The following is a 24,854-nucleotide window of genomic DNA, read 5'->3' on the forward strand; positions in this document are numbered from 1 at the left end:
CAAATAAAAAATAGTAACTTACTTCCAAATCTGCGCCAATTTAATCCCCAGCGCCGTCAAACCAAACGAACCGAAAACATGCAGACAGGTTGCCATCAAAGCCATGCCCCAACGTTGCGCCTGCATCAAACCTACCATTTCCACTGAAAAACCTGAAAATGTGGTCAAGCTGCCGAGAAAGCCGGTAATCCAAAGCAAACGCCATTGCGGATCGGTTAAGAGTTCCGCCAATACACCAATCAGCAGCGCGCCCAGCCAGTTTGCCGCCAATGTACCGATAGAAAAAGGCGCAGAAGACACCAGCACCAAGCCACACAGCCAACGCAATACAGCCCCGACAGCGGCACCGCAAACAATGGGAAAAATATAAGCAAACATAACAAGTTAAACATTCAATTCAAAAAACAGGCCATCCGGTCATTAGGCCGTCTGAAACCAAACAAGGATGCCTTCATATCTTATTGCCAAATTTTAGGCTCGGATTTCAAATACCTGCCGTCATCGAAAGTACAAATCCATTGTGGCTTGAGCGCGATAAAAATGGCTGTTGAAATACCGCTCAAAAATGCCTCCGCCCAAGCAATTAAGAAGAAAACAGGGAAAGCGGTTTTCCATAATACCGACGTATCAAATACATCCGCCCAGTCTAACAAACCGACCAAAATTACGCCGATAAACACCATACCGACCGCCGCAGCCCAAAAACCATTCAGAAAAATAAAGATAAAGATATTGGCAGGCAAACGCGACACCCAATGGCGGAAACCCAAGTTTACCAACAAAGGAGGAAGCAATACGGACAAGGCATTGATGGGGAACATATGCCAATCGCCCCAAAGCCACAAATATGGAAGAAAAAACAATACGCCAAGGCAGAATGCAGCAGAAGTGCCCAGCATTAAAGCCGTCAGGTTCAAGGCGAGCAAATGATAGCTCATGCCGGCCAGTTGTCCGCTTTCCGGGGAGGCATTCAAACTCCAAGCCAGCGGCAACATCACGGCAGCCACCAAAAAAGCGGAACGATGCTGCGATACCGACACCCATGCCTGCTTTGCACACAAAGCAAAAATCACCAGCAACACAGGCCATGCCGCCATCACGACACCAACGGGAAACCATCCGTTTTGAAAAATCATCATCTCATCCGCAAAATGTTCAGACGGCCTATTATACGCGTCTCAAGCCATAGCTTTGACAATCCTGTCTGCCTTTGCCGTTAAAGCTTGTTTCGGCTGGTTTTGTTTACCCGAAAAAAGCGTTAGAATAACGGACTTTGCCGTTTAATTAAGGGGATGGACGCATGCTTTGGACAATATTGGCTTTAATTCTGCTGGCTGTCATAGCCGGCTTGTTCTGGTGGCGCCAGAAACAAGAGCAAAAGTGGCGCCAAGAATTGGCCCGACTCAGTGGCGACGAACAAGAAATAAACGAAGAAGACAACCCGGTCGGTTTTTCCGACCAACTGGACAGCCTGAAACGTTTGTTCAGCATGAACAAGCGCACTGCCGACAACCATAAAATCGCCCGCATCCGCCTGCTTTCCGCGCTCGAACACAATAAAATGCAACGCGCCGAAACAAACGAAGAGCACGCAGCCGAACCGTTTACCGAAGAGCCGGAACACATCGCAGCGACCGAAGAAGAAATCAAAGTTGCACCTAAAACCCGCAAATCTGCCAAACCGGAACGTATTCCTAAAATCACGCCGTTTGCACAAATGGAAACGCCCGAATACAGCCCGTCTTTGGTGCAAAACAGCAATTTTGAAGAAATCACATTAGAAGAAGCCACCCGTTCCCTGCACGAAGCAGCAGTTGAAGAATGGAACGAGCATTTGGCTGAAAAAAATGCGCCAATTTACAAAGACGAAGTCGAAACTCCATTGTTGCGCGCCTCATCCCTGCCGATGACCGGCATGGAAATCATCGACTACAACGACCCCATCTTGCGCCGCACACGCGAACGTGCCTTGGCACGCGCCAATAATGTCCGCGTGGCAGAAGCCAATGCGCCGCATATCGAAACCGTTCAGACGGCCTTAAGAACTGCCGAAAAAGAAGCTGTCCTCCCCTATACTTCCATGCAGGCATTCCCTTCTGAAATCCAAGCGGAAGATATTCACGACAACCTTGCCCGCCGTACCGCCGCGCGCCACAAACTGGCCGCGGCCGTCGCCCCTTTGCGCGACTACTCTCCGCGCACCATCGAAAATGACGAAATTCTGGCCAACTTGGGACAAATTAGCCGTCCTGCCAGCTTGCGCCGTCAAGTCCGCCATACAGAAGCGGCCGCCGAAAGATGGGCGCGTAAACAAGCTGCCACGGAAGCTGTTGCACCGCAACCTGCCGCACCGGCAACGCCGTCCCGTCCGAAACCGGCTGCGCCTGTTAAAAAATCCCCTTATATCTCCCGACCTGCCGCGCCAAACGCAACCGTAGTCGAGCCGCCTGCCGTACCGGTTGTCCCTATGGCTAAAACCGATATTCCCGAGCCGCCCGTTTTCCAAACCTCGATTGCACCGATTGATATCCCCGAGCCGCCTGCTTTTGAACATAAAATCCAAGTGCCGATTTTTGATTCGCAAGTCAATGCGCACGTCAGCAACCAACCTGAACGCAGTATCCGCGATTATTTAATTAGCGAATCTGCCGTCGAAGAAACCGAATTCGATGGTGAGCCGGAAGCGCCTGTACAAGCGGAAGCAGAAGCTATTCAAGCGGTTGAAACCATTGAACCCTTTGAACCTGTTGAAACAATCGCAAGGCCGTCTGAATATACTCAGACAGTCGTTGAAACGCCTGTTCAAACCGTAGAATCCAGCGTTCAAAAGAGTATGCCAAGCGTAGTTCATCCGACTTCAACAACACTGACCGATGCGCTTCTACCGACCACTGCCCTGCTCCTACCGCCGCAGTTTGACCCGAGCGCCTCACAAACTGAAGAACAGTTGTTGGAAAACAGCATTACCATCGAAGAAAAACTGGCCGAGTTCAAAGTTAAAGTCAAAGTGATGGACTCCTATTCCGGCCCGGTCATTACGCGTTATGAGATTGAGCCTGATGTCGGTGTACGCGGCAGTGCCGTTTTGAACCTTGAAAAAGACTTGGCGCGCTCGCTTGGCGTGGCTTCCATCCGCGTGGTGGAAACCATCCCCGGCAAAACCTGCATGGGCTTGGAATTGCCTAATCCGAAACGCCAAATGATCCGCCTGAGCGAAATCTTCAATTCGCCTGCGTTTACCGAGTCCAAATCCAAACTGACCCTCGCGCTCGGCCAAGACATCACCGGCCAGCCTGTTGTCACAGACTTGGCCAAAGCGCCGCATCTGCTGGTTGCCGGTACGACCGGTTCGGGTAAATCCGTGGGTGTGAATGCCATGATTCTGTCTATGCTCTTCAAAGCAACGCCGGAAGACGTGCGCATGATTATGATTGACCCGAAAATGCTGGAACTGAGCATTTACGAAGGCATTCCTCACCTGCTCGCCCCTGTCGTAACCGATATGAAATTGGCTGCAAACGCACTGAACTGGTGCGTCAACGAAATGGAAAAACGCTACCGCCTGATGAGCTTTATGGGCGTGCGCAACCTTGCCGGTTTCAACCAAAAAATTGCCGAAGCCGCCGCGCGTGGTGAAAAAATCGGCAGCCCGTTCAGCCTCACGCCTGAAGATCCTGAGCCATTGGAAAAACTGCCGTTTATTGTGGTCGTCGTAGATGAATTTGCCGACCTGATGATGACCGCAGGTAAGAAAATTGAAGAACTGATTGCCCGCCTTGCCCAAAAAGCACGCGCAGCCGGTATTCATTTGATTCTTGCCACCCAACGCCCCAGCGTGGATGTCATCACCGGCCTGATTAAAGCCAATATTCCGACACGCATTGCCTTCCAAGTATCCAGCAAAATCGACAGCCGCACGATTCTTGACCAAATGGGCGCGGAAAACCTGCTCGGCCAAGGCGATATGCTGTTCCTGCCACCCGGTACCGGCTATCCGCAACGTGTACACGGCGCGTTCGCTTCCGACAATGAAGTTCACCGCGTAGTAGAATACCTGAAACAATTCGGCGCACCCGATTATATCGACGATATTTTAAGCAGCGGCTCAACCGAAGACTTTACCGGCACCAGCCGCAGCAACGACAGCGACCTCGACCCCATGTATGACGAAGCCGTTTCCGTTGTCTTAAAATCGCGTAAGGCCAGCATTTCCAATATCCAACGCCAACTGCGCATCGGCTACAACCGCGCCGCCCGCCTGATTGACCAAATGGAAGCCGACGGTATTGTTTCCCCGGCGGAAAACAACGGCAACCGCACCATCTTGGCGCAAAGCAGCGACCATCTGGATTAATTTATCCTTGTATAAATCAAGGCCGTCTGAAAACTTTTCAGACGGCCTTTTTAAATCAGATATGGTTCAGAGATTCCAATCAAATAAACAAGCAAATAAGTAATCTATAAACAACATTTCTTACAAATCTAAATGCTTTTGCATTAACGGCATTTGCTTCACAAAAATAAGGTTCAATCAACCAAACTCAACCTACAAAATACATATCTCTACCCGTTTGTCACCATTTTCAGACGGCCTTTTGTCAAGACCGGAAAAAACAGGTAAATCCATTTTTCGATTAGAAGCAATATTATTATGATTCAAGCCTTCGGCAACACCCCCACCCTTTACGAGGAAAAACAAATGAAAAAATATTTTGCAGAATTTTTCGGCACTTTCTGGCTGGTATTCGGCGGTTGCGGCAGCGCAGTATTGGCAGCAGCTTACCCTGAACTCGGCATTGGCTTTGCCGGTGTCGCCTTGGCGTTCGGTTTAACCGTACTGACCATGGCTTACGCCGTCGGCCATATTTCCGGTGGCCACTTCAACCCTGCCGTTTCCGTCGGCCTCTTCATCGGCGGCCGTTTCAACGGTAAAGACTTGTTGCCTTACATCGTATCCCAAGTCATCGGTGCGATTGCCGCTGCAGGCGTTCTGTATCTGATTGCTTCCGGTAAAACCGGTTTTGATGCTGTTGCTTCCGGCTTTGCCAGCAACGGTTTCGGCGAACACTCTCCTAACGGTTACGACATGATGGCCGCGTTGCTGATCGAATTCGTACTGACTGCATTCTTCCTGATTATCATCATGGGTTCTACCGACAAACTGGCTCCGGCCGGCTTCGCCCCTATCGCCATCGGCCTGGGTCTGACCCTGATTCACTTGATCAGCATTCCTGTGACCAATACTTCCGTCAACCCTGCACGCTCTACCGGCGTTGCCTTGTTCCAAGGCGGCTGGGCTGTTGAACAACTGTGGTTGTTCTGGTTGGCTCCTATTGCCGGCGCAGCAGTTGGCGCGGCTATTTACCGCTTTGTTTTGGCAAACAACGACGACAAATAAACTAAACGGAATGATATTTCCAGTGCGGCCGACACCTTAAACCGTCCGCACCCAAGTTGCCGAGATACAAACGCACCGCCTGACTCAGACGGTGCGTTTGTTTTTGCCATGTTACAATACTTTTTTTCCCACATTCTCAAACCATCATGCAAACCTTACCTTTTCAAACCGATATCGCCGCCAGAATGCTGGTCAATACTGAAAACGAAACCATCCATCCCGATGCCGTATTCGTACAAACGCAAAACGGCTATTGGATTGCTTGGCACGACCAACAAGCCGCCCTGCTTGCCCCCGATACACCGCCCGATATTCCCTGCTTTTGGGTAGAAGGCGCAGAAAGCCTGGAAGAGCTGGTAAGCATGGTAGAAAACGGCGAATTTGACGAAGTCGAAGAATTTGACGGCGACGATGATGCTTGGCAAGAAGCACTCGGATGCGGCCATCATCACGAAGGACACTGCGGATGCAGCCATTGAGATGTACAAAACGCCTGCTTCCGACACTTGCCCTTTGCCTGACGCTTAACGGCTGCGTTGTAGGCGCAGCTGTCGATTTGGCTGCCACAACCGTCCTGACTGCCGGAAAATTGGTCGTCAAAGGAACGGGGGCAGTGATTGACGCCGCCATTCCTGACAGCAAAAAAGACAAGGACAAAGAAAAAGAAAAGAGCACAGAAAAGCCAAAATCGGAAGAAATCATCCACAAAGAAGAATCATCCGATGAAGTACTTCAGACGGCCTCAGTAAGGTAACCAATCTTACTGAGGCCGTCTGAACATTCATCCTTACATATAGCCCTGTTCGCGCAAAGAGCAGGTTTCTTTTGCCGTTACAATAAAATGGTCCAATAGCGTAATATCGACCAAACTTAAAGCCTGTTTCAAACGCTCTGTAAACTGCACATCAGATTCAGACGGCCTTGCCGAACCGCCCGGATGATTGTGTGCCAAAATCAAACTGTCGGCATATTCATCCAATGCCAATTTGATGATTTCACGGATATAAACCGTGTTTTCCGCCACCGTACCGCGCGACAACTCCCGTACCGCAATCAATTGATTTTGACGGTTGAGCAGCAAAGCAACGCTGACCTCGATTTTTTCATGCCCAAGATGCAGGCGTAGATAATCCGCAACCGATTTCGGGTTTGACAGAACAATCTGCTCCTGCAAATCTTCACCCAAAATCCGCCGCCCGATTTCTTTGACCACCGCAAATTGAGTATAGCTCGCCAAGCCCATGCCCTTATAAGCAGCGAGTGTTTTGGCATCCGCACTCATCAGCTTCCCCAAGCTGCCAAACTCACTCAACAAATAACGCGCCAAATCAACCGCGCTCATACCGCGCGTTCCGACACGCAGCAAAATCGCCAGCAACTCCGCATCACTCAACGCCGCCGCACCGTGCGCCAAGAGCTTCTCGCGCGGCCGCTCCCCTTCGGGCCATTCTTTGATACTCATGTTTTCCCTTTTATTTATATAGCGGATTTAGTTTTAATTCCGAGTAAAACCGCCTCACCCGATATAAAACGTAATCCATTATGATTTTAGTAAATAAATGCAATTTGCGTATCTTATTCTATTTTGAATAATTATTTAAGACATATAGATAATAATTACCCCCTTTGTGCAGAAAAACAACGTTACCCATTTTTACTATCTTGTTTCCCTGCCTGCCTTTCCTTTCCTATTTGTTTCAAATCAGCCGATACAAGCAATTTCATATTGCCCCTAACAGGCTTAGGCTAATATAATATTGAGTTTGCCGAGAGCAAAAGCTTAGGCTTAAACTGCTTTCTATCCACGCTGCCCGTGCGCTTTACAAGAGTTTCAGACGGCCTCCGTCCGACTCCCGCCAGCAATCAAACAGCTTTTTATCACCCATTCGAAAATCCGTTTTGCCGGTACTCGTCTTTCTTTTTGGAGTATTGCCATTATGACCGCAACCACTGCGTCTTCAGCCAAACCTTATTTGCAAATCCAAGGCTTGGTGAAAAAGTTTGGTGACAATTACGCTGTCGATAACATCGACTTGGACATTTACCAACATGAAATCTTTGCCCTTTTGGGCAGCTCAGGCAGTGGCAAATCCACGCTGCTGCGCATGTTGGCAGGCATGGAAAGCCCAAATCAGGGCAAAATCATTCTCGACGGCCAGGACATTACCAAACTTGCCCCGTACGAGCGCCCAATCAACATGATGTTCCAAAGCTATGCCCTGTTCCCGCACATGAGTGTTGAACAAAACATCGCTTTCGGCCTGAAACAAGACAAAATGCCTAAAGGCGAAATCGACGCCCGCGTCGAAGAAATGTTGCGCCTAGTGCAAATGACCAAATACGCTAAACGCAAGCCGCACCAACTTTCCGGCGGCCAACAACAACGTATCGCTTTGGCGCGCAGCCTGGCAAAACGTCCGAAAATCCTGCTGCTTGACGAACCTTTGGGCGCACTCGATAAAAAACTGCGCCAACAAACCCAACTGGAATTGGTCAACACGCTGGAACAAGTCGGCGTAACCTGCATTATGGTTACCCACGACCAAGAAGAAGCGATGACCATGGCTACCCGTATCGCCATTATGTCCGACGGCCAATTGCGCCAAGTCGGCACACCTAGCGATGTGTACGACTACCCTAATAGCCGCTTTACCGCTGAATTTATCGGCGAAACCAATATTTTTGACGGTGTCGTTATTGACGACCGCGCCGATTTCTCTATCGTCAAATGTGACGGCTTGGAAAACCACGTCCGCATCGACCACGGCCTGGGCGTTCCTAACGAGCATGAAATCTGGATCAGCATCCGCCCTGAAGACATTGATTTGCACAAAGAGAAACCGGAACACTTGGGCGCGCACAACTGGGCTCAAGGTACAGTCAAAGAAATTGCCTACTTGGGCAGCTTCGCGATTTACCACATCAAACTTGCCAACGGCCGTGTCGTCAAAAGCCAAGTTCCCGCACCTTATTGGTATGTGCGCAACATTACGCCGCCGACTTGGGATGAAACCGTCTATATCAGCTGGCCTGAAAACCAACCTACGCCTCTGTACAGTTAATTTGAGGGAAATGCAATGGACCTTAAAAAACTGAAAAAGAAACTGTTTCGCCGTCCTGGACAGCGTGCAGTGATTGCCGTGCCGTATATCTGGCTCTTGGTGCTGTTTCTGATTCCGTTCGCCATCGTATTGAAAATCAGCTTTGCCGAACAAGAAATCGCCATTCCTCCATTTACGCCGTTGACGACGATTGATGAAGACTTAGGCCGTCTGAACATTGCCATCAGCTATCAGAACTACGCCGACATCTTCCAAAACTTTTGGAATACGCTCAATCCGTTTGGCGACAGTGAAAACAGCAATATCTATCTGATGACCTACTGGTCTTCGATTAAGACCGCGCTGACGACGACCATCATCTGCCTGTTGATTGGTTATCCGACCGCTTATGCCATTTCACGCGCCAATCCGGCTGCGCGCAACGGCCTGCTGTTGGCAATCATGCTGCCTTTCTGGACCTCTTTCCTGTTGCGTGTTTACGCATGGATGGGCTTATTGGGTCACAACGGCATCATCAATAATTTCTTAATCAAATACGGAGTCATCAGCGAGCCTTTAGACCTGTTCTACAATGCTTTCTCGCTGAATTTGGTGATGGTTTACGCCTATTTGCCGTTTATGATTTTGCCGCTGTACACACAGTTGGTAAAACTGGACAACCGTCTGCTCGAAGCCGCTTCCGACTTGGGTGCAGGTCCGATCAAATCGTTCTTTACCATTACCCTGCCTTTATCCAAAACAGGCATCATCGCAGGCTCTATGCTGGTCTTCGTTCCGGCCGTCGGTGAATTTGTGATTCCTGAATTGGTGGGCGGTTCTGAAAACCTGATGATCGGTAAAGTATTGTGGCAGGCATTCTTCGACCAAAACAACTGGCCGCTGGCTTCTGCCGTCGCCGTCGTCATGGTTGCCCTGCTGGTTGTACCGATTGCCCTGTTCCAGCACTATGAAAACCGCGAATTGGAAGAAGGAGGCAAATAATGCAGAAAACCAAATTATCCTGGTTCTTGAAACTGATGCTCCTGCTCTCGCTGGCATTCCTCTATATTCCGCTGGTGGTTTTGGTCATCTATTCTTTCAATGAATCCAAACTGGTTACCGTTTGGGGCGGTTTCTCAACCAAATGGTACAGCGCATTGATGGAAAACGACACCATCTTGGAAGCGGCCTGGCTGTCATTACGTATCGCCATCGTTTCGTCGCTTGCCGCCGTAGCACTCGGCACATTAGCTGGTTACGCTATGGCGCGTATCAAGCGCTTCCGCGGCAGCACCCTGTTTGCCGGTATGATTTCCGCGCCTATGGTGATGCCTGACGTGATTACCGGTTTGTCCATGCTGCTGTTGATTATTCAGGTGCAAATGTTCCTGCAAGGCAGTGAATTGTTGCAATCGCTCTACTTCGATCGCGGCTTCTTCACGATCTTCCTCGGTCACACTACGCTTTGCATGGCATACATTACCGTCGTTATCCGCTCGCGCTTGGTAGAATTGGATCAATCCCTGGAAGAAGCTGCAATGGACTTGGGTGCCCGTCCGCTGAAGATTTTCTTCGTGATTACCCTGCCATTGATTGCCCCTGCGATTGCTTCCGGCTTCCTCTTGGGCATCACCCTGTCTTTGGACGACTTGGTGATTACCTCCTTCCTGTCAGGCCCGGGCTCATCGACATTGCCGCAAGTGATTTTCTCCAAAATCAAACTCGGCCTTGACCCTCAGATGAACGTTTTGGCAACCATCCTGATCGGTATCATCGGTACGCTGGTGATTGTCGTCAACTACTGGATGATGCGTCAGGCAACCAAACGGGAACGCGAGGCTGCCGAAGCCTACCGCCAAGAAAAATTGGCAGCCGAGAAAGCCGCCTAATATGCAGACAGGCTGTTCGATAAAGCGTCGGAACAGCCTGTTTTATTAACTGCATCTTATCCTTTCAGACGGCCTAAATCTAAACCCACATTTAAGGCCGTCTGAAAACCAATTTCAATGAAGTGAAAACCACAACCTAAAGCTCAAATCATGATCAATCCCAGCTTCAAAGAATACCTTCCTTCCTACTATGTCAGCACTGCCAATCCCCATCCGTCTTATCCGACGCTTGAAGGCCGTCTGAAAACTGAAACCTGCGTCATCGGCGGCGGCCTGTCCGGCTTATGCACAGCCCTACCGCTTGCCGAAAACGGCCATGAAGTCATCGTACTTGAAGCCGCCCGTATCGGTTTCGGCGCATCAGGCCGAAGCGGCGGACAAGTCATCAGCGACTTTGCCTGCGGTATGGAAGAAATCGAAAAACAAGTCGGCTTGGAACAGGCTCAATGGTTTTGGCAGCAATCTCTGCAAGCCGTTGAACTGGTTGACTCGCGCATTCAAAAACACAATATCCAATGCGATTGGCAACGCGGCTACGCTACCGTCGCCGTCCGTCCTCAGCACTGGGAAGAATTGCAACAATGGCATGAGCACGCTCAAAAACATTATGGCGCAAGCCATTACCAGCTTTGGGATAAAGCCACGCTAAAGCAGCAACTTGCCAGCGATATGTATCAAGGCGCGCAATTTGATCCTTTATCCGGCCACTTACACCCGCTCAATTACACACTAGGCATTGCCAAAGCGGCAGCCGATGCAGGCGCACAACTTTTTGAGCAATCCCCTATGACGCGTATCGAGCCATGCGATAACGGCTGGCTGGTTCATACGCCCAATGGCAGCGTTGAGTGCAAAAACCTCGTTTATGCCGTCAATACTTATGCCGGTTTACACCCAAAATTCAAAGTATTGGAACAAAAAGCCATTGCAGTCAGCACCTTTATCATCGCCACCGAGCCCCTGGTCGAACGTGCCAAAGACCTGATCCGCAACAATATGGCCATCTGCGACAACCGCCACGTCCTCGACTACTACCGCCTCAGCGCCGACGGCCGCCTACTATTCGGTGGCAAAGACAACGAGTTTATCGACGATCCTGACCGCATGACCAAACTCGTCCGCCAAGACATGTTGAAAGTTTTCCCGCAACTTGCCGATGTCAGAATCGAGCATTCTTGGGGCGGCGAATGCGACATTACGCGCAACCTCGCCCCACATTTCGGCCGCCTCGCCCCTACCGTTTTCTACGCCCAAGGCTATTCCGGACACGGCATGGCGATTACCGGCATTGCCGGTTTGGCGATTGCCGAAGCCATCATGGGCGATGACGGCCGTCTGAAACCTTTTGAGCAACTGCGCCACAGCAACATCATTACCCAGCCTTTCCTGCGCAAACTCGGCTCTTTCCTCGGCTCAAAATACTATCAATGGAAAGACAGCCACTAAACCCAAGCAACAAACATATTTCAGACGGCGGCAGATTCAAGTAAAATTCAGGCCATCTGAAAGCTTAGATACGACAAAATTCAATCATTTATCAGCAAGGAAACCATCATGAGCAACCATCACAAACTCATCATCCTCGGCTCCGGCCCTGCCGGCTATACTGCCGCCGTCTATGCCGCCCGCGCCAACCTTAACCCTGTGATCATTACCGGCGTTGAGCAAGGTGGACAACTGATGACCACCACCGAAGTGGACAACTGGCCTGCCGATGCCGAAGGTGTACAAGGACCAGAACTAATGGCCCGTTTCCAAGCTCATGCCGAACGCTTCGGTACCGAAATGATTTTCGACCAAATCCACACCGTTGATTTGCAAAACCGTCCTTTCACCCTCAAAGGCGATATGGGCGAATACACCTGTGATGCGCTCATCGTTGCCACCGGTGCATCCGCCAAATATTTAGGTTTGCCAAGCGAAGAAACCTTTGCCGGAAAAGGCGTTTCCGCCTGCGCAACTTGTGATGGTTTCTTCTATAAAAAACAAGATGTTGCCGTAGTAGGCGGTGGCAATACCGCTGTGGAAGAAGCCCTCTACCTTGCAAATATCGCCAACACCGTTACCCTGATTCACCGCCGCGACAGCTTCCGCGCCGAAAAAATCATGGTGGACAAACTGATGCAACGCGTCGAAGAAGGCAAAATCATCCTCAAGCTCAACAGCTCGGTTGATGAAATCTTGGGTGACGAAAGCGGCGTTACCGGTGCACGCCTGAAACACAATGACGGCAGCACTGAAGAAATCGCTGTCAAAGGCGTTTTCATCGCCATCGGCCACAAACCCAACACCGATATTTTCAAAGGCCAACTCGATATGGATGAAACCGGCTACCTGAAAACCAAAGGCGGCACCGGTGACAATGTCGGCGCAACCAATATAGAAGGCGTATGGGCAGCAGGCGACGTCAAAGACCATACCTACCGTCAAGCCATCACCAGCGCAGCTTCCGGCTGCCAAGCCGCACTTGATGCCGAACGTTGGCTCGACCGCCACGGTGTATAAGCCTCTAAGCTACGCCCTATTCTTTAAAACATAATAAAAGGCCGTCTGAAATTTCAGACGGCCTATAATCTATCTACCACACTCAAATATTCATTTTAAAAGCAAATTTATATCAAATAAGTACTTTTGCTTTATAATAACGACAAATACCCAACAAACAGGGAACGAACATGAAAAAAACACTAATGACACTTATCCTTTGCGCACTGACTCCTGCCGCCCTGGCTGCCGATACTTACGGCTACCTGGCCATGTGGCAAAACCCTGCCGACAGCAATGAAGCGCTGCAAATCAAAACCACCAAAGAAAATGCTACCCAACTGGATGCGACAGCCGAACTCGAAACATTCTGCAAAGGCCAAGATGCCTTAGCCGGTATCAGCGCAGGCCAAGCAACAGGCTGCAAAACTGTTGTCCCTCTGCACAACACCTGTATCGCTGTTGCCTACCCTAAAGCCATGGGCAAATTGACTGCTCAAAACGTAGTGGCCATTACCTCCCCACGTTTCAAAACCGTGCATCAAATTGCCTTGAACCAGTGTATCAAAAAATACGGTTCACAAGGACAATGTGCTTTAGAAACAGTCTATTGCACTTCCGAAACCTACTATCAAGGTACGGTCAAAACCCTTTGGGAAAAAATCAAATCCATTTAAGGCCGTCTGAAAATAAAACCGGCTTGCCCGATATTCTCCATATCACGGCAAGCCGGTTTTTTATTCTGGCTTTTATTTGCTGTTTTTTTCCAACAATTTGGCCACAACGCCTTCAGCCTGTTTCACCAAATCAGGATTGGTTCGGAAGTGGTTTTCATCGTTCAAAGAGTAGCTGACAGTAGAAACCGCATACTTGGTGCTTCTCAACACAAATACGCCTTTACGCAAGATTTCATTATTGCCTTTGGTCTTGTAACGCAGATTATACGGGCAAGAAGAATCATACAGTTTGCCGCGGTTATCCGCTGTGACAATAGTGCTGCCAATGCCGCGTTTTGCCAAAGCCTTAGACAAAGCACGATCCAAATCATGCGGTCTTACTTTTGCATTTTGAATGATGCAGACATGTTTGATGCTGGTCAGCTCTTCAGGTTTCAATACTCTTTGTTCCGTAGTGGAACACGCGCCCAACAACAATACGGCTGAAGCCGCCGCTAAAATCATGGTTTTCATCTGTTTTCCTTTTTAAAATTTTCAAACAATAAATATTCAGACGGCCTTTATAAAAAGGCCGTCTGAAAAAATCAACGTACGTTTTTCATCAAACGCTGTTTCTCACGCTTCCAATCCGCTTCTTTCAGGCTTTGGCGTTTGTCATGCTGTTTCTTACCCTTGGCCAAACCGATTTCCACTTTGATTCTACCACGTGTGTAATGCAGGTTTAAGGGCACAATCGTATAACCGGCGCGTTCGGTTTTACCGATTAACTTGTTGATTTCCGATTGTTTCAACAACAACTTACGCGGACGGACAGGATCGGGTTTGACGTGTGTCGAGGCAGTGGGCAATGCGGTAATGTGACAGCCCACCAGATAAAATGCGTCTTTTTTCCAGTAGATATAGCTTTCTTTTAATTGCACGCGTGCAGCGCGGATGGCTTTGACTTCCCATCCTTCCAATACTATACCGGCTTCGATTTGGTCTTCGATAAAGAAATCGTGAAAGGCTTTTTTATTATTGGCAATACTCATTGTGCTGATTCTTTACAAACTTTTCAGACGGCCTATTTTATCAGGCATGCTTAAAAAATAAAACGGCAAACAATTTTGAAACGTTTATTCGCTTAAAACATGGCGGCGGTAAAAGCGGTCTATATCGGCAATGGCTTTTTCATCTTCAGGGCGCAAATCCAGTTTCAAATCGGCAAGGCGGATCAAGATTTGGTCTTCACGCTCGGCAACGGCGCAGCTGACCTCACCTTCGCTGCGAAAATGATGGATAAGCTCGTCTAGCTGGTTTAAAGCATTTTGATAAGATGAATTTTGATTCATAATTTTTAACCCGAACGCCCATAAAAAATGGCGGGAAACCCCGCCATGATTTTACGGCTTATGCCGCGCATTTGATTAAGCAGCTTGAATGTTAGCAGCTTGTTTGCCTTTAGGGCCGGTGGTTACGTCGAAAGATACGCGTTGACCTTCTTTCAGGGTTTTGAAACCATCCATGTTGATCGCTGAGAAGTGAGCGAACAAATCTTCGCCACCTTGATCAGGAGTGATAAAACCAAAACCTTTAGCGTCGTTAAACCATTTTACGATACCGGTTGCCATTAGAAACTTCCTATACTTAAAAATTAACAAAATCAGCAAAACAAGGCATACAGCAAACTAAAACGCAAACTAAAACGTTCAGCGTTTCTTCCACGTATTGGATACGCAGTCGAGTGCCAACTTCTGCTTAACCGTCTTTTTACATTTGTTAAGACAAAACGTCAAGCTATGTTTTCAAAAAAGTGGGAAAATAGAAAAAAATTGCCGAAATACAACAGAAAACGGTTTACACTCTAAAACAGGCCGTCTGAAAACTGAAACCTAAGATTATGAACCATCCGAATACCGACCACCAATCCGATACCCTGCTCAGCGATATCAACACACAGCCGCCGAAACGTTACGGCGTATTTTTATTGAACGACGATTACACCACCATGGAATTTGTCGTCGAAATCCTGACCGAAGTCTTTATGCTTGCACAGGAACAGGCAGTGGCCGTTATGTTGCTGGTGCACCACGAAGGCAAAGGCCTGTGTGGCACCTACACGCGCGATATTGCCCAGACCAAGCAACATCAGGTCATGGAACGTGCTAAAGCTGAAGGGCATCCGCTCAAATGTATAGTCGAAGAGGTTTAAATCATGCTTTCACCCGAATTGGAACACATCCTGCAACTGCTCTACCGTGAAGCACGCAATGCCCGTTATGAGTTTATCAGCTTGGAACACCTGCTTTTGGTGTTGATAGAAGAAGATGCGGCTGTGCCGAACGTCTTGAAACTGTGTGGTGCGGATTTGAAAGTCCTGTCCGAGCAGCTTGCCGCCAGCGTTGCTGAAAACACGCCGCAAATTCCCGATCATCTTTTGGATACGGTCGAAACCCAGCCGACATTGGGCTTCCAACGCGTCATCCAACGGGCGATGGTGCATACCCAGTCTGCCGGCAAAGCCGCAGTAGAGCCTTTGGATATTTTGGTTGCCATGATGAGCGAATCTGAAAGCCATGCCGTTTATTTCCTCAAATTGCAATCCATTACGCGCTTCGAAGTCTTGCGTTGCATTGCCCATGGTTCGCCCGATGACGAGGATAGCAATGATTCAGACGGCCTGGGACGCGAGGGCGAAGAAGCGGAACAAAAAACCGGCTCCCTTTCCGACTACACCGTCAACCTCAACGCCGAAGTCAAAGCCGGCCGTATCGACCCTTTGATTGGTCGCAAACACGAAATGGAAAGGCTGGTGCAAATCCTGTGCCGCCGCCGCAAAAACAATCCGCTTTTGGTCGGCGAAGCTGGCGTAGGCAAAACCGCGCTGGCGGAAGGTTTAGCACACCAAATCGTCAACGGCGACATTCCCGACGCGCTGAAAGATGCCGAAGTGTACGCGCTGGATATGGGTTCGCTTTTGGCGGGCACGAAATACCGCGGCGACTTTGAAGCGCGGGTCAAATCCGTCTTGAAACAGCTCGAAAAAATCCCGTACGCCATTTTATTCATCGACGAAATCCATACCATCATCGGCGCAGGCAGCACCAGCGGTGGCACGATGGACGCATCCAACCTGCTCAAACCCGCATTGGCGAAAGGTTCATTGCGCTGTATCGGCGCAACCACTTACGACGAATACCGCACCATTTTCGACAAAGACCACGCCTTAAGCCGCCGTTTCCAAAAAATTGACGTGGTCGAACCCACCGTTGCCGAGACCGTGCAAATCCTGCGCGGCTTGAAACCGATGTTTGAAGATTTCCACCAAGTCCGCTATACGCAAGGCGCACTCGAAGCCGCCGCCGAACTCTCCGCCCGCTACATCAACGAACGTTTCCTGCCCGACAAAGCCATCGACGTGATGGATGAAGCAGGCGCGGCGCAACGGATTCTGCCCAAATCCAAACAGAAAAAAGTCATCGGCAAAGCGCAAATCGAAACCGTCATCGCCAAAGTCGCGCGGATTCCCGAAAAAACCGTGTCGCACGACGACAAACAAGTGTTGCAATTCCTCGGCCGTGATTTGAAAAACATGGTTTACGGTCAGGAAAATGCCATTGATGCGCTGGTTGCCGCCGTCAAAATGTCGCGTTCCGGCCTCGCCCTGCCCGACAAACCGATAGGCAGTTTCCTCTTCTCCGGCCCGACCGGCGTCGGCAAAACCGAAGTCGCCAAACAGCTTGCCTACTCGATGGGCGTACCGCTGCAACGCTTTGATATGTCCGAATACATGGAACGCCATGCTGTATCGCGCCTCATCGGTGCGCCGCCGGGCTACGTCGGCTTTGAACAAGGCGGCCTTTTGACCGAAGCCGTCAACAAGCAGCCGCATTGTGTGTTGCTCTTGGACGAAATCGAAAAAGCCCACCCCGACATTTTCAACGTCCTCCTGCAAGTCATGGACGCAGGCAAACTGACCGACAACAACGGCAAGAGTGCCGACTTCCGCAACGTCATCCTGATTATGACCACCAACGCAGGTGCGGAGAGTCTCAGCCGACCCAGCCTCGGCTTTACCGCCAAACGCGAACGTGGCGATGAAATGCAAGCAATCAACAAGCTCTTCACGCCCGAGTTCCGCAACCGCTTGGACGCGATTATCCCGTTTGCACCCTTGTCCGAACCCTTCATCGTAAAAGTTGTGAACAAATTCCTGCTTCAGCTCGAACACCAGCTCCTCGACAAAAAAGTCGAAGCCGAATTCACGCCGGCATTGCGCAACTATCTGGCGGAAAAAGGTTTCGACCCGCAAATGGGCGCACGCCCGATGAACCGCCTGATTCAGGAAAAAATCCGCAAACCGCTCGCCGACGAACTCCTGTTCGGTAAACTCGCCGAAGGTGGCTTCGTGCTGATAGACTGGGATGCGGCAAAAGAAGAAGCCGTGTTGAAATTCAAGAAAAACAAAGCCAAACCTGAAGCAGCAGCGGTTTGACGGATAAAGGCAAAAGGTCGTCTGAAAACGAAATTTCCGTTTTCAGACGACCTTTTTTGTAATTAACATCCAATTCTCATCTATTCTTGTTCGCGGGAGCGGCTTAAGCCCAATTCCAAATCGGCATGGCGCACAGCCAACTGACGTTCAACTAATTCACGGTAGGTCATTCTTTGATACCCATTAAATATTTTATCCGTCTGTACAACTTCTTAACCCACGAAATATTTACAAATGTATAAATCTTTGTTACAACTTCGCCGTCATACTGCGCATTTTCCCGTGCAGCCCGAAATTTTGCCCGGGCTTCTTCAGGGCCGTCCGCCCAAATGCTCAATGACCAGGACTTGCCGTCAAAGCGGTAAGAAAACATGTACTCATTCATAGGAGAAACCTTATGTATTTTGAAATCTATAAAGACGCAAAAGGCGAATACCGTTGGCATTTGAAAGCAGCCAACCATGAAATCATCGCTCAGGGCCAAGGCTACACCAGCAAGCAAAACTGCCAGCACGCAGTCGATTTGGTGAAAAGCACTACCGCCGCTACCCCTGTAAAAGAGGTATAAAATCCGCTTTTACCCTAAGCCCGCGCCCTACGCGGGCTTTTTTGTCAGTCGCCGAATAGTGGTCATAAATAGCAAAATATCTAATAATTTGAGACCTTTGCAAAATTCCCCCAAATCCCCTAAATTCCTTCCAAGACATTTAGGGGATTTCTCATGAGTACTTTCTTTCAGCAAACCGCACAAGCCATGATTGCCAAACACATCGACCATTTCCCGCTATTGAAGTTGGATCAGGTGATTGATTGGCAGCCGATCGAACAATACCTGAATCGTCAAAAAACCCGTTACCTCCGAGACCACCGCGGCCGTCCCGCCTATCTCCTGTTGTCCATGTTCAAAGCCGTCCTGCTCGGACAATGGCACAGCCTCTCCGATCCCGAACTCGAACACAGCCTCATCACCCGCATCGATTTCAACCTGTTTTGCCGTTTTGACGAACTGAGCATCCCCGATTACAGCACCTTATGCCGCTACCGCAACTGGCTGGCGCAAGATGACACGCTGTCCGAACTGCTGGAACTGATCAACCGCCAACTGACCGAAAAAGGCTTAAAAGTAGAGAAAGCATCCACCGCCGTCGTTGACGCCACCATTATCCAGACCGCCGGCAGCAAACAGCGCCAGGCCATAGAAGTCGATGAAGAAGGACAAGTCAGCGGCCAAACCGCACCGAGTAAAGACAGCGATGCCCGTTGGATAAAAAAAAACGGGTTATACAGACTCGGTTACAAACAACATACCCGTACCGATGAGGAAGGCTATATCGAGAAACTGCACATTACCCCCGCCAATACCCATGAGTGCAAACATCTGTCGCCTTTATTGGAAGGATTATCCAAAGGTACGACCGTCTATGCCGACAAAGGCTATGACAGTGAGGAAAACCGGCAACATCTGGAAGAGCATCGACTGCAGGACGGCATTATGCGCAAAGCTCACCGCAAACATCCGCTGTCGGAAGCGCAAACCAAACGCAACCGATATTTGTCGAAGACCCATTATGTGGTCGAACAAAGTTTCGGTACGCTGCACCGTAAATTCCGCTATGCGCGGGCAGCCTATTTCGGACTGATTAAAGTGAGTGCACAAAGCTACCTGAAGGCGATGTGTTTGAACCTGTTGAAAGCGGCTAACAGGCTAAGTGCGCCTGTTGCTGCCTAAAAGGTGGCCGGATACCTGATTAATCAGGTATCCAAGGGGGATTAAGGGGGAATTTGGGTAGAATCAGTGGATATTTGAAACAAAAACAGCCGAAAATCTTTGTTTGGATCTCGGCTGTCGGGAGGAAAGGAATTTTGCAAAGGTCTCAGGCCGTCTGAATTTCAGACGGCCTTTTTATCTCAATCAAAAATCTGATTTACAAAACGGATTTAACAGTGGCAACCACATTGTCTACGGTAAAGCCGAATTCTTTGAACAGCAAGTCAGCAGGTGCAGACTCGCCGAAGCGGTTGATACCGACCACGGCGCCGTTCAAACCGACGTATTTATACCAACCGTCGGCATGTCCGGCTTCTACGGCTACGCGTGGCAAACCTTCCGGCAGAACGGCGGCTTTATAGGCGGCGTCTTGGCGGTCGAATACATTGGTAGACGGCATGGAAACGACACGTACGGCGATACCTTGTTCTGCCGATACTTTTTGTGCTTCCAGAGCCAATTCAACTTCAGAACCGGTAGCAATTACAATAGCTTGCGCATTACCTTGAGCTTCGCTGATTACATAAGCACCGCGTTTGATGTCGTTCAGTTGTTGCTCATCACGCGCTTGGAATTTCAGGTTTTGACGGCTGAAAATCAGGCTGGACGGATGATCGGCCGCTTTAACGGCTTCAGACCACGCTACCAAAGATTCAACGGTATCACATGGACGCCATACATCCATATTTGGAATCAGGCGCAGAGTGGCAGTTTGCTCGATAGGTTGGTGGGTCGGACCGTCTTCACCCAAACCGATGGAATCGTGGGTAAACACAAATACAGGGTTGATTTTCATCAGCGAAGCCATGCGCAAGGCATTACGCTCATATTCGCTGAACATCAGGAAAGTCGCGCCGAATGGTTTAACACCGCCATGCAGGGTAAGGCCGTTCATGATTGCGCCCATGCCGAACTCGCGCACGCCATAGTGAATATAGTTGCCGCCGTGTTCTCGGGTAACGGAAACGCTGTTTGACCAGTCAGTCAGGTTGGACGGGGTCAAGTCTGCAGAACCGCCCACCAATTCAGGCAGCTCTTTGGCCAAGATTTCGATGCTGTTTTGGCTGGCTTTACGGGTGGCGATGGTTTCCGCTTTGGCGCACACTTCTTTCAATGCGGCTTGAATGTAAGCGTCAAAGTTTTCAGGCAGTTTTTTATCCATGCGGCGCACAAATTCTGCGGCTTCAGCAGGATATTTGGCTTGATATTGAGCGAAGAGTTCGTTCCATTCGGCCTCAAGTTTCGCGCCTTTTTCTTTTGCATTCCATTCGGCATAGATTTCTTGCGGAATTTCAAACGCAGGATAAGCCCAACCCAAATGTTTGCGCGTAGCTTCGATCTCGTCCGCACCCAAAGGCGCACCGTGGGTTTTGTGACTACCCTCTTTATTAGCACTGCCTTTACCGATTAAGGTTTTGCAGCAGATAAGGGAAGGTTTGCCGGTTTCGGCGCGGGCGGCTTCAATGGCCGTCTGAATGGCATCAGTATCATGACCGTTTACATTTGGAATCACATGCCAGCCGTAGCTTTCAAAGCGTTGCGGAATATTTTCGGTAAACCAACCGTCCACTTTACCGTCGATGGAAATATTGTTGTCATCATATAAAACAATCAGTTTGCCCAAGCCCAAAGTACCGGCAAGCGAACAGGCTTCATGCGATACGCCTTCCATCATACAACCGTCGCCCATGAAGACGTAGGTGTGGTGGTCAACGATGTTCAAACCGTCTTTATTGAATTCAGCAGCCAAGATTTTTTCGGCCAAAGCCATGCCCACAGCGTTGGCAATACCTTGTCCCAATGGGCCGGTCGTGGTTTCCACGCCGTCGGTGTAGCCATATTCAGGATGGCCGGGGGTTTTACTGTGCAGTTGGCGGAAATTTTTCAGATCATCAATAGAAACGTTGTAGCCGGTCAGGTGCAACAGGCTGTAAAGAATCATGGAAGCATGACCATTGGAGAGGACAAAACGGTCGCGGTTGTAGAATTTCGGGTTAGCCGGATTATGATTGAGGAACTTCGTCCACAACACTTCTGCCATTTCCGCCATACCCATAGGCGCACCCGGGTGGCCTGAGTTGGCTTTTTGTACGGCATCGACTGAGAGGAAACGGATTGCGTTTGCCAGTTGAGACATGGTTTGACCTTCCTTGGACAAGATTGGAAATATGAAAAAAGGTGTGCCGATTATCGCCTGAATCAGCCGTGCTTTCAAGGATAGCTTTTGATATTCGCTTTGTCAGACGGCCTGTTTCCACTCGGTTGCCCGAAACGAACAGGATAGATGATATTAACTGTTATTTCGTTTTGAAACAGTGCTTTATATATTTTTATCGTGTAAATAGCAAATCACTATAAGTTTGCATACAGGCTGATTCGTAAACCTTTGAATACTGCCCTTTTCAGACGGCCCTACATCAAACGGCCACAAGGAATCCATCGTTAAGACGAAGTCCCTCTTTTGCTTTGAATAGAGTCAAATGTTATGATTTGTATGCACGCGAAAGGCCGTCTGAAAATATTCACATCAAACTACTACCATGACAACAGGCTTGTGTGCACTTCATCAAGGAACACTGAAATGTCACCAGAAAACCAAGCTGAAAACACCACACCCTCAACAGAAAAAACAGCAAAAGCCACTGCGCCCAAACCTTCCAAACCCAAATCCAGCGTGATTCAAATCCATCCCGAAGGCGAACGCATCCATCCTAAAAAGGCAGAAGGACGCTTTGCCAAACTGCGTATCGCCGCCGTATTGGCGACCCAGTTTGTATTTTACGTTATTCCATGGTTCAACTGGAGCGGCCGTCAGGCGGTTTTATTCAATATCCCTGACCGTCATTTCTTCATTTTCGGACTGTCGCTGGGCATGGGCGATTTGATCTACCTTGCCTTGCTGCTGATGATTTGCGCATTCGGATTGTTTTGGTGGACAACCATTGCCGGTCGTTTGTGGTGCGGCTATTCATGCCCGCAAACAGTTTACACCGAAATTATGCTGTGGATCGACAACTTGGTCGAAGGCGATAGAAACAAACGCCTGAAACTGGAAAAATCGCCTTGGAACTTTACTAAAATTCGCATTAAGGCCACCAAATACCTGCTGATTTTCCTTGTCTGCGCATGGACAGGTATCACTTTTGCAGGCTGGTTTATCCCGATCCGCCAATTTATTCCCGATTTATTCACCGGAGCAGCAGGCGGCGGCGCAATGTTTGCCGCAGCATTTTACGGATTCATGACTTTCTTCTTCGCCCACATCATGCGCGAAAAAGTGTGTCTGCATATGTGTCCGTATGCACGTTTCCAAAGTGCAATGTTTGACAAAGACACGCTGATTATTTCTTACGATACCGAACGCGGCGAACCGCGCGGCGCACGCAAGAAAACCGCCAACAAAGAAGACAGCGGCTTGGGCGACTGCATCAACTGCACCATGTGCGTGCAAGTCTGTCCCGTCGGTATCGACATCCGCGACGGTTTGCAATACCAATGTATCGGCTGCGCGGCGTGTATCGATGCCTGCGACGAAATCATGGACAAAATGGGCTACGAGCGCGGCTTAATCCGTTATACGACCGAAGGCGCGTTGGAACACGAATACCCTGAAAGCGACATCAAAAAACGCTTGAAACGTCCGCGTGTAGCTGGTTATGGCGCAGTACTCCTGGTGGTCATCATCGCCTTCCTGGTCGGCATTTCCACCCGAAAAATGGTCGAAGTCGATATCCTGAAAGACCGTGGCGTCATGGTTCGCGAAAACAGCCAAGGCTGGTTGGAAAATGCCTATAACCTGCGCATTATCAACAATAGTGAAAATGAACAACTGATGACTGCAACCGTCAAAGGCTTTGATGAAATCGCGCTGACCGGCCTGCCTGAAAACGGTATTAAAATTGCGCCGCGGGAAACCGTTACCATCCCGGTACAGGTATCTACCATTCCCGAATACGCCGACAAAGGCAGCCATCCGATTGAATTTACCTTTATCTATCACGAGACCGGCTCTGCTGACTCCAAACCGACTACTTTAGAAGAAAAAGCAACCTTTATCGGAGAATAAACGGTGTCCCCACAACCCAAAATCAAACCTTGGTACAAACATATTTGGCCCTGGGTGCTGATGGCTGGCCCCATCTTCGTCGTTATCGCCAGCGTTTCCATGTTCTTCGTCGCAAAAGAACATACGACAGACTTGGTGTCTGACGATTACTACAAAGACGGCAAACACATCGAAATCCAACTTCACCGCGATGAAGAAGCCGTTAAACGGCAAATTCAGGTGCAGGTCTTAATCAGTCCGGATATGAATGCCGCCAAAGTATTCGTCAGCGGACAATTCGATACCAAACAGCCATTAAACCTATTGTTGATGCACCCAACACGCAAAGCCGATGACCAAACCGTCAAGCTGCGCGCCGTAACAGCCGAACCGCAAAACGGCCGCATGGAATACGAAGCCGTCTTTAAACCTTTACGCCCAACCAATCATTGGTACTTACGCGTTGAAGATGCCTCAGGCGTATGGCGTGTTGAAAACAAATGGATAGTCAGCCAAGGCAATGCAGTCAACTTGACGCCTATGGACAAATTGTTCGACAACGGCAAACAAGCCGCTTCAACAGAACAATAAATCCCGACCCAGGCCGTCTGAAACCTTTCAGACGGCCTGAAATCTTCATACCCTTTTATATTCCCTTCCAAATATGATTTTTTCCGATTGGCGCAGACTGACCGAAAATGAAGTCCGTATGGCAAAACAAGTTTTTGCGGACAGCATAAACTTCCACCGCATCAAAATATATCGCGGCATTCCACTTATACCCAACGCCAATACCGCCATTGCGCCCAATGGAAACATATACTTTCCGCGTAAACACTGCCCCGAAGATTTCACTCAAGCCGGCATAGCCTACAAAATTTGGCTGATTCATGAGCTGACACATGTCTGGCAACACCAGCGCGGTCACAAAGTTTGGCTTTCCGGCCTATTCATCATGCTCAAAGGCGGATACAGAAAACGCAAAGCTTACGCCTACCCCATCCCCTTACCCCACATCAACCAATTAAATATCGAACAGCAGGCAGACCTTATTGCCCACTATTTCGCAGCTACTTTT

Annotated in this window: 25 protein-coding genes; 16 read left to right on the plus strand and 9 right to left on the minus strand. The window is 49.3% G+C overall.

The features are described from left to right. Positions 1 to 18: 18 nt before the first annotated feature. Positions 19 to 378 carry a CrcB family protein gene (locus KCG54_RS07140; protein WP_107867620.1) on the minus strand — a complete coding sequence of 120 codons (360 nt, stop codon included), beginning with the start codon at positions 376 to 378 and terminating at the stop codon, positions 19 to 21. Between the two features lie 80 nt (positions 379 to 458). Next, a complete protein-coding gene (locus KCG54_RS07145; RefSeq protein ID WP_254324996.1) occupies positions 459 to 1,136 on the minus strand; it encodes an energy-coupling factor ABC transporter permease in 678 nt (225 codons plus the stop codon). Between the two features lie 164 nt (positions 1,137 to 1,300). On the opposite strand from KCG54_RS07145, the gene KCG54_RS07150 reads away from it, so the two are divergent. The 4 genes from KCG54_RS07150 to KCG54_RS07165 all read left to right on the plus strand — a co-directional run bounded on the left by KCG54_RS07150 (position 1,301) and on the right by KCG54_RS07165 (position 6,152). Beyond that, on the plus strand, positions 1,301 to 4,354 hold the full coding sequence (locus tag KCG54_RS07150) for a DNA translocase FtsK (RefSeq protein ID WP_254323808.1): 3,054 nt from the start codon (positions 1,301 to 1,303) through the stop codon (positions 4,352 to 4,354). 297 nt (positions 4,355 to 4,651) lie between these two features. After that, on the plus strand, positions 4,652 to 5,398 hold the full coding sequence (gene aqpZ, locus KCG54_RS07155) for an aquaporin Z (RefSeq protein ID WP_283254566.1): 747 nt from the start codon (positions 4,652 to 4,654) through the stop codon (positions 5,396 to 5,398). 146 nt (positions 5,399 to 5,544) lie between these two features. Beyond that, positions 5,545 to 5,877 (plus strand): hypothetical protein, encoded by a 333-nt coding sequence (locus KCG54_RS07160; protein WP_004520787.1) that lies wholly within the window; start codon positions 5,545 to 5,547, stop codon positions 5,875 to 5,877. Beyond that, complete coding sequence (locus KCG54_RS07165; protein ID WP_254323809.1) at positions 5,865 to 6,152, plus strand: NF038104 family lipoprotein; 288 nt, start codon at positions 5,865 to 5,867, stop codon at positions 6,150 to 6,152. The genes KCG54_RS07160 and KCG54_RS07165 overlap by 13 nt, the downstream gene beginning before the upstream one ends. Before the next feature lie 33 nt (positions 6,153 to 6,185). Here KCG54_RS07165 and radC read toward each other — a convergent pair whose 3' ends face one another. Continuing rightward, a complete protein-coding gene (gene radC, locus KCG54_RS07170) occupies positions 6,186 to 6,860 on the minus strand; it encodes a RadC family protein (RefSeq protein WP_254323810.1) in 675 nt (224 codons plus the stop codon). A gap of 475 nt (positions 6,861 to 7,335) precedes the next feature. Here radC and KCG54_RS07175 point away from each other — a divergent pair, with 475 nt between their 5' ends. From KCG54_RS07175 to KCG54_RS07200, 6 genes are all read left to right on the plus strand, one after another. After that, positions 7,336 to 8,460, plus strand: coding sequence for an ABC transporter ATP-binding protein (locus KCG54_RS07175; protein ID WP_049335895.1), 1,125 nt, complete (start codon positions 7,336 to 7,338; stop codon positions 8,458 to 8,460). A gap of 15 nt (positions 8,461 to 8,475) precedes the next feature. Beyond that, entirely contained in the window at positions 8,476 to 9,441 is a 966-nt protein-coding gene (locus KCG54_RS07180) for an ABC transporter permease subunit (protein WP_254323811.1), read from the plus strand. Next, entirely contained in the window at positions 9,441 to 10,328 is an 888-nt protein-coding gene (locus tag KCG54_RS07185; RefSeq protein ID WP_049329770.1) for an ABC transporter permease subunit, read from the plus strand. Before KCG54_RS07180 ends, KCG54_RS07185 begins: the two co-directional genes overlap by 1 nt. Positions 10,329 to 10,478: 150 nt before the next feature. Next, positions 10,479 to 11,774 carry an NAD(P)/FAD-dependent oxidoreductase gene (locus tag KCG54_RS07190; protein ID WP_254323812.1) on the plus strand — a complete coding sequence of 432 codons (1,296 nt, stop codon included), beginning with the start codon at positions 10,479 to 10,481 and terminating at the stop codon, positions 11,772 to 11,774. A 108-nt stretch (positions 11,775 to 11,882) separates the two neighbouring features. Further along, positions 11,883 to 12,833 carry a thioredoxin-disulfide reductase gene (gene trxB / locus KCG54_RS07195; protein WP_049329772.1) on the plus strand — a complete coding sequence of 317 codons (951 nt, stop codon included), beginning with the start codon at positions 11,883 to 11,885 and terminating at the stop codon, positions 12,831 to 12,833. A 170-nt stretch (positions 12,834 to 13,003) separates the two neighbouring features. Then, on the plus strand, positions 13,004 to 13,489 hold the full coding sequence (locus KCG54_RS07200) for a DUF4189 domain-containing protein (protein WP_063067886.1): 486 nt from the start codon (positions 13,004 to 13,006) through the stop codon (positions 13,487 to 13,489). 72 nt (positions 13,490 to 13,561) lie between these two features. Here the strand turns inward: KCG54_RS07200 and KCG54_RS07205 are convergent, their stop codons facing one another. From KCG54_RS07205 to KCG54_RS07220, 4 genes are all read right to left on the minus strand, one after another. Then, a complete protein-coding gene (locus KCG54_RS07205) occupies positions 13,562 to 14,002 on the minus strand; it encodes a hypothetical protein (RefSeq protein ID WP_003682952.1) in 441 nt (146 codons plus the stop codon). Positions 14,003 to 14,073: 71 nt separating this feature from the next. Next, positions 14,074 to 14,520 carry an SsrA-binding protein SmpB gene (smpB, locus tag KCG54_RS07210; RefSeq protein WP_003679566.1) on the minus strand — a complete coding sequence of 149 codons (447 nt, stop codon included), beginning with the start codon at positions 14,518 to 14,520 and terminating at the stop codon, positions 14,074 to 14,076. A gap of 84 nt (positions 14,521 to 14,604) precedes the next feature. After that, positions 14,605 to 14,820 (minus strand): branched-chain amino acid ABC transporter, encoded by a 216-nt coding sequence (locus tag KCG54_RS07215; protein WP_254323813.1) that lies wholly within the window; start codon positions 14,818 to 14,820, stop codon positions 14,605 to 14,607. A gap of 75 nt (positions 14,821 to 14,895) precedes the next feature. Further along, entirely contained in the window at positions 14,896 to 15,099 is a 204-nt protein-coding gene (locus KCG54_RS07220; RefSeq protein WP_070460950.1) for a cold-shock protein, read from the minus strand. Between the two features lie 269 nt (positions 15,100 to 15,368). Between KCG54_RS07220 and clpS the strand changes: the two genes are divergently transcribed. Together clpS and clpA are read left to right on the plus strand one after the other, a co-directional pair. After that, on the plus strand, positions 15,369 to 15,680 hold the full coding sequence (clpS, locus tag KCG54_RS07225) for an ATP-dependent Clp protease adapter ClpS (RefSeq protein ID WP_003679561.1): 312 nt from the start codon (positions 15,369 to 15,371) through the stop codon (positions 15,678 to 15,680). 3 nt (positions 15,681 to 15,683) lie between these two features. After that, positions 15,684 to 17,963 carry an ATP-dependent Clp protease ATP-binding subunit ClpA gene (clpA, locus tag KCG54_RS07230; RefSeq protein WP_254323814.1) on the plus strand — a complete coding sequence of 760 codons (2,280 nt, stop codon included), beginning with the start codon at positions 15,684 to 15,686 and terminating at the stop codon, positions 17,961 to 17,963. Between the two features lie 166 nt (positions 17,964 to 18,129). Here the strand turns inward: clpA and KCG54_RS07235 are convergent, their stop codons facing one another. Continuing rightward, positions 18,130 to 18,348 carry a hypothetical protein gene (locus KCG54_RS07235; RefSeq protein ID WP_107723454.1) on the minus strand — a complete coding sequence of 73 codons (219 nt, stop codon included), beginning with the start codon at positions 18,346 to 18,348 and terminating at the stop codon, positions 18,130 to 18,132. 12 nt (positions 18,349 to 18,360) lie between these two features. Between KCG54_RS07235 and KCG54_RS07240 the strand changes: the two genes are divergently transcribed. Next, positions 18,361 to 18,531, plus strand: coding sequence for a YegP family protein (locus KCG54_RS07240; protein WP_107723455.1), 171 nt, complete (start codon positions 18,361 to 18,363; stop codon positions 18,529 to 18,531). A 153-nt stretch (positions 18,532 to 18,684) separates the two neighbouring features. After that, on the plus strand, positions 18,685 to 19,692 hold the full coding sequence (locus KCG54_RS07245) for an IS5 family transposase (RefSeq protein ID WP_107723456.1): 1,008 nt from the start codon (positions 18,685 to 18,687) through the stop codon (positions 19,690 to 19,692). Positions 19,693 to 19,888: 196 nt separating this feature from the next. Here the strand turns inward: KCG54_RS07245 and tkt are convergent, their stop codons facing one another. After that, on the minus strand, positions 19,889 to 21,868 hold the full coding sequence (gene tkt, locus KCG54_RS07250; RefSeq protein ID WP_254323815.1) for a transketolase: 1,980 nt from the start codon (positions 21,866 to 21,868) through the stop codon (positions 19,889 to 19,891). Positions 21,869 to 22,312: 444 nt separating this feature from the next. On the opposite strand from tkt, the gene ccoG reads away from it, so the two are divergent. Both ccoG and KCG54_RS07260 read left to right on the plus strand, forming a co-directional pair. Then, positions 22,313 to 23,797 carry a cytochrome c oxidase accessory protein CcoG gene (gene ccoG / locus KCG54_RS07255; RefSeq protein ID WP_107723458.1) on the plus strand — a complete coding sequence of 495 codons (1,485 nt, stop codon included), beginning with the start codon at positions 22,313 to 22,315 and terminating at the stop codon, positions 23,795 to 23,797. 3 nt (positions 23,798 to 23,800) lie between these two features. After that, on the plus strand, positions 23,801 to 24,367 hold the full coding sequence (locus KCG54_RS07260) for a FixH family protein (protein WP_039862483.1): 567 nt from the start codon (positions 23,801 to 23,803) through the stop codon (positions 24,365 to 24,367). Positions 24,368 to 24,854 lie beyond the last annotated feature (487 nt).

The organism is Neisseria subflava, from assembly GCF_024205705.1.
GTDB classification, from domain to species: Bacteria; Pseudomonadota; Gammaproteobacteria; order Burkholderiales; family Neisseriaceae; genus Neisseria; species Neisseria subflava_D.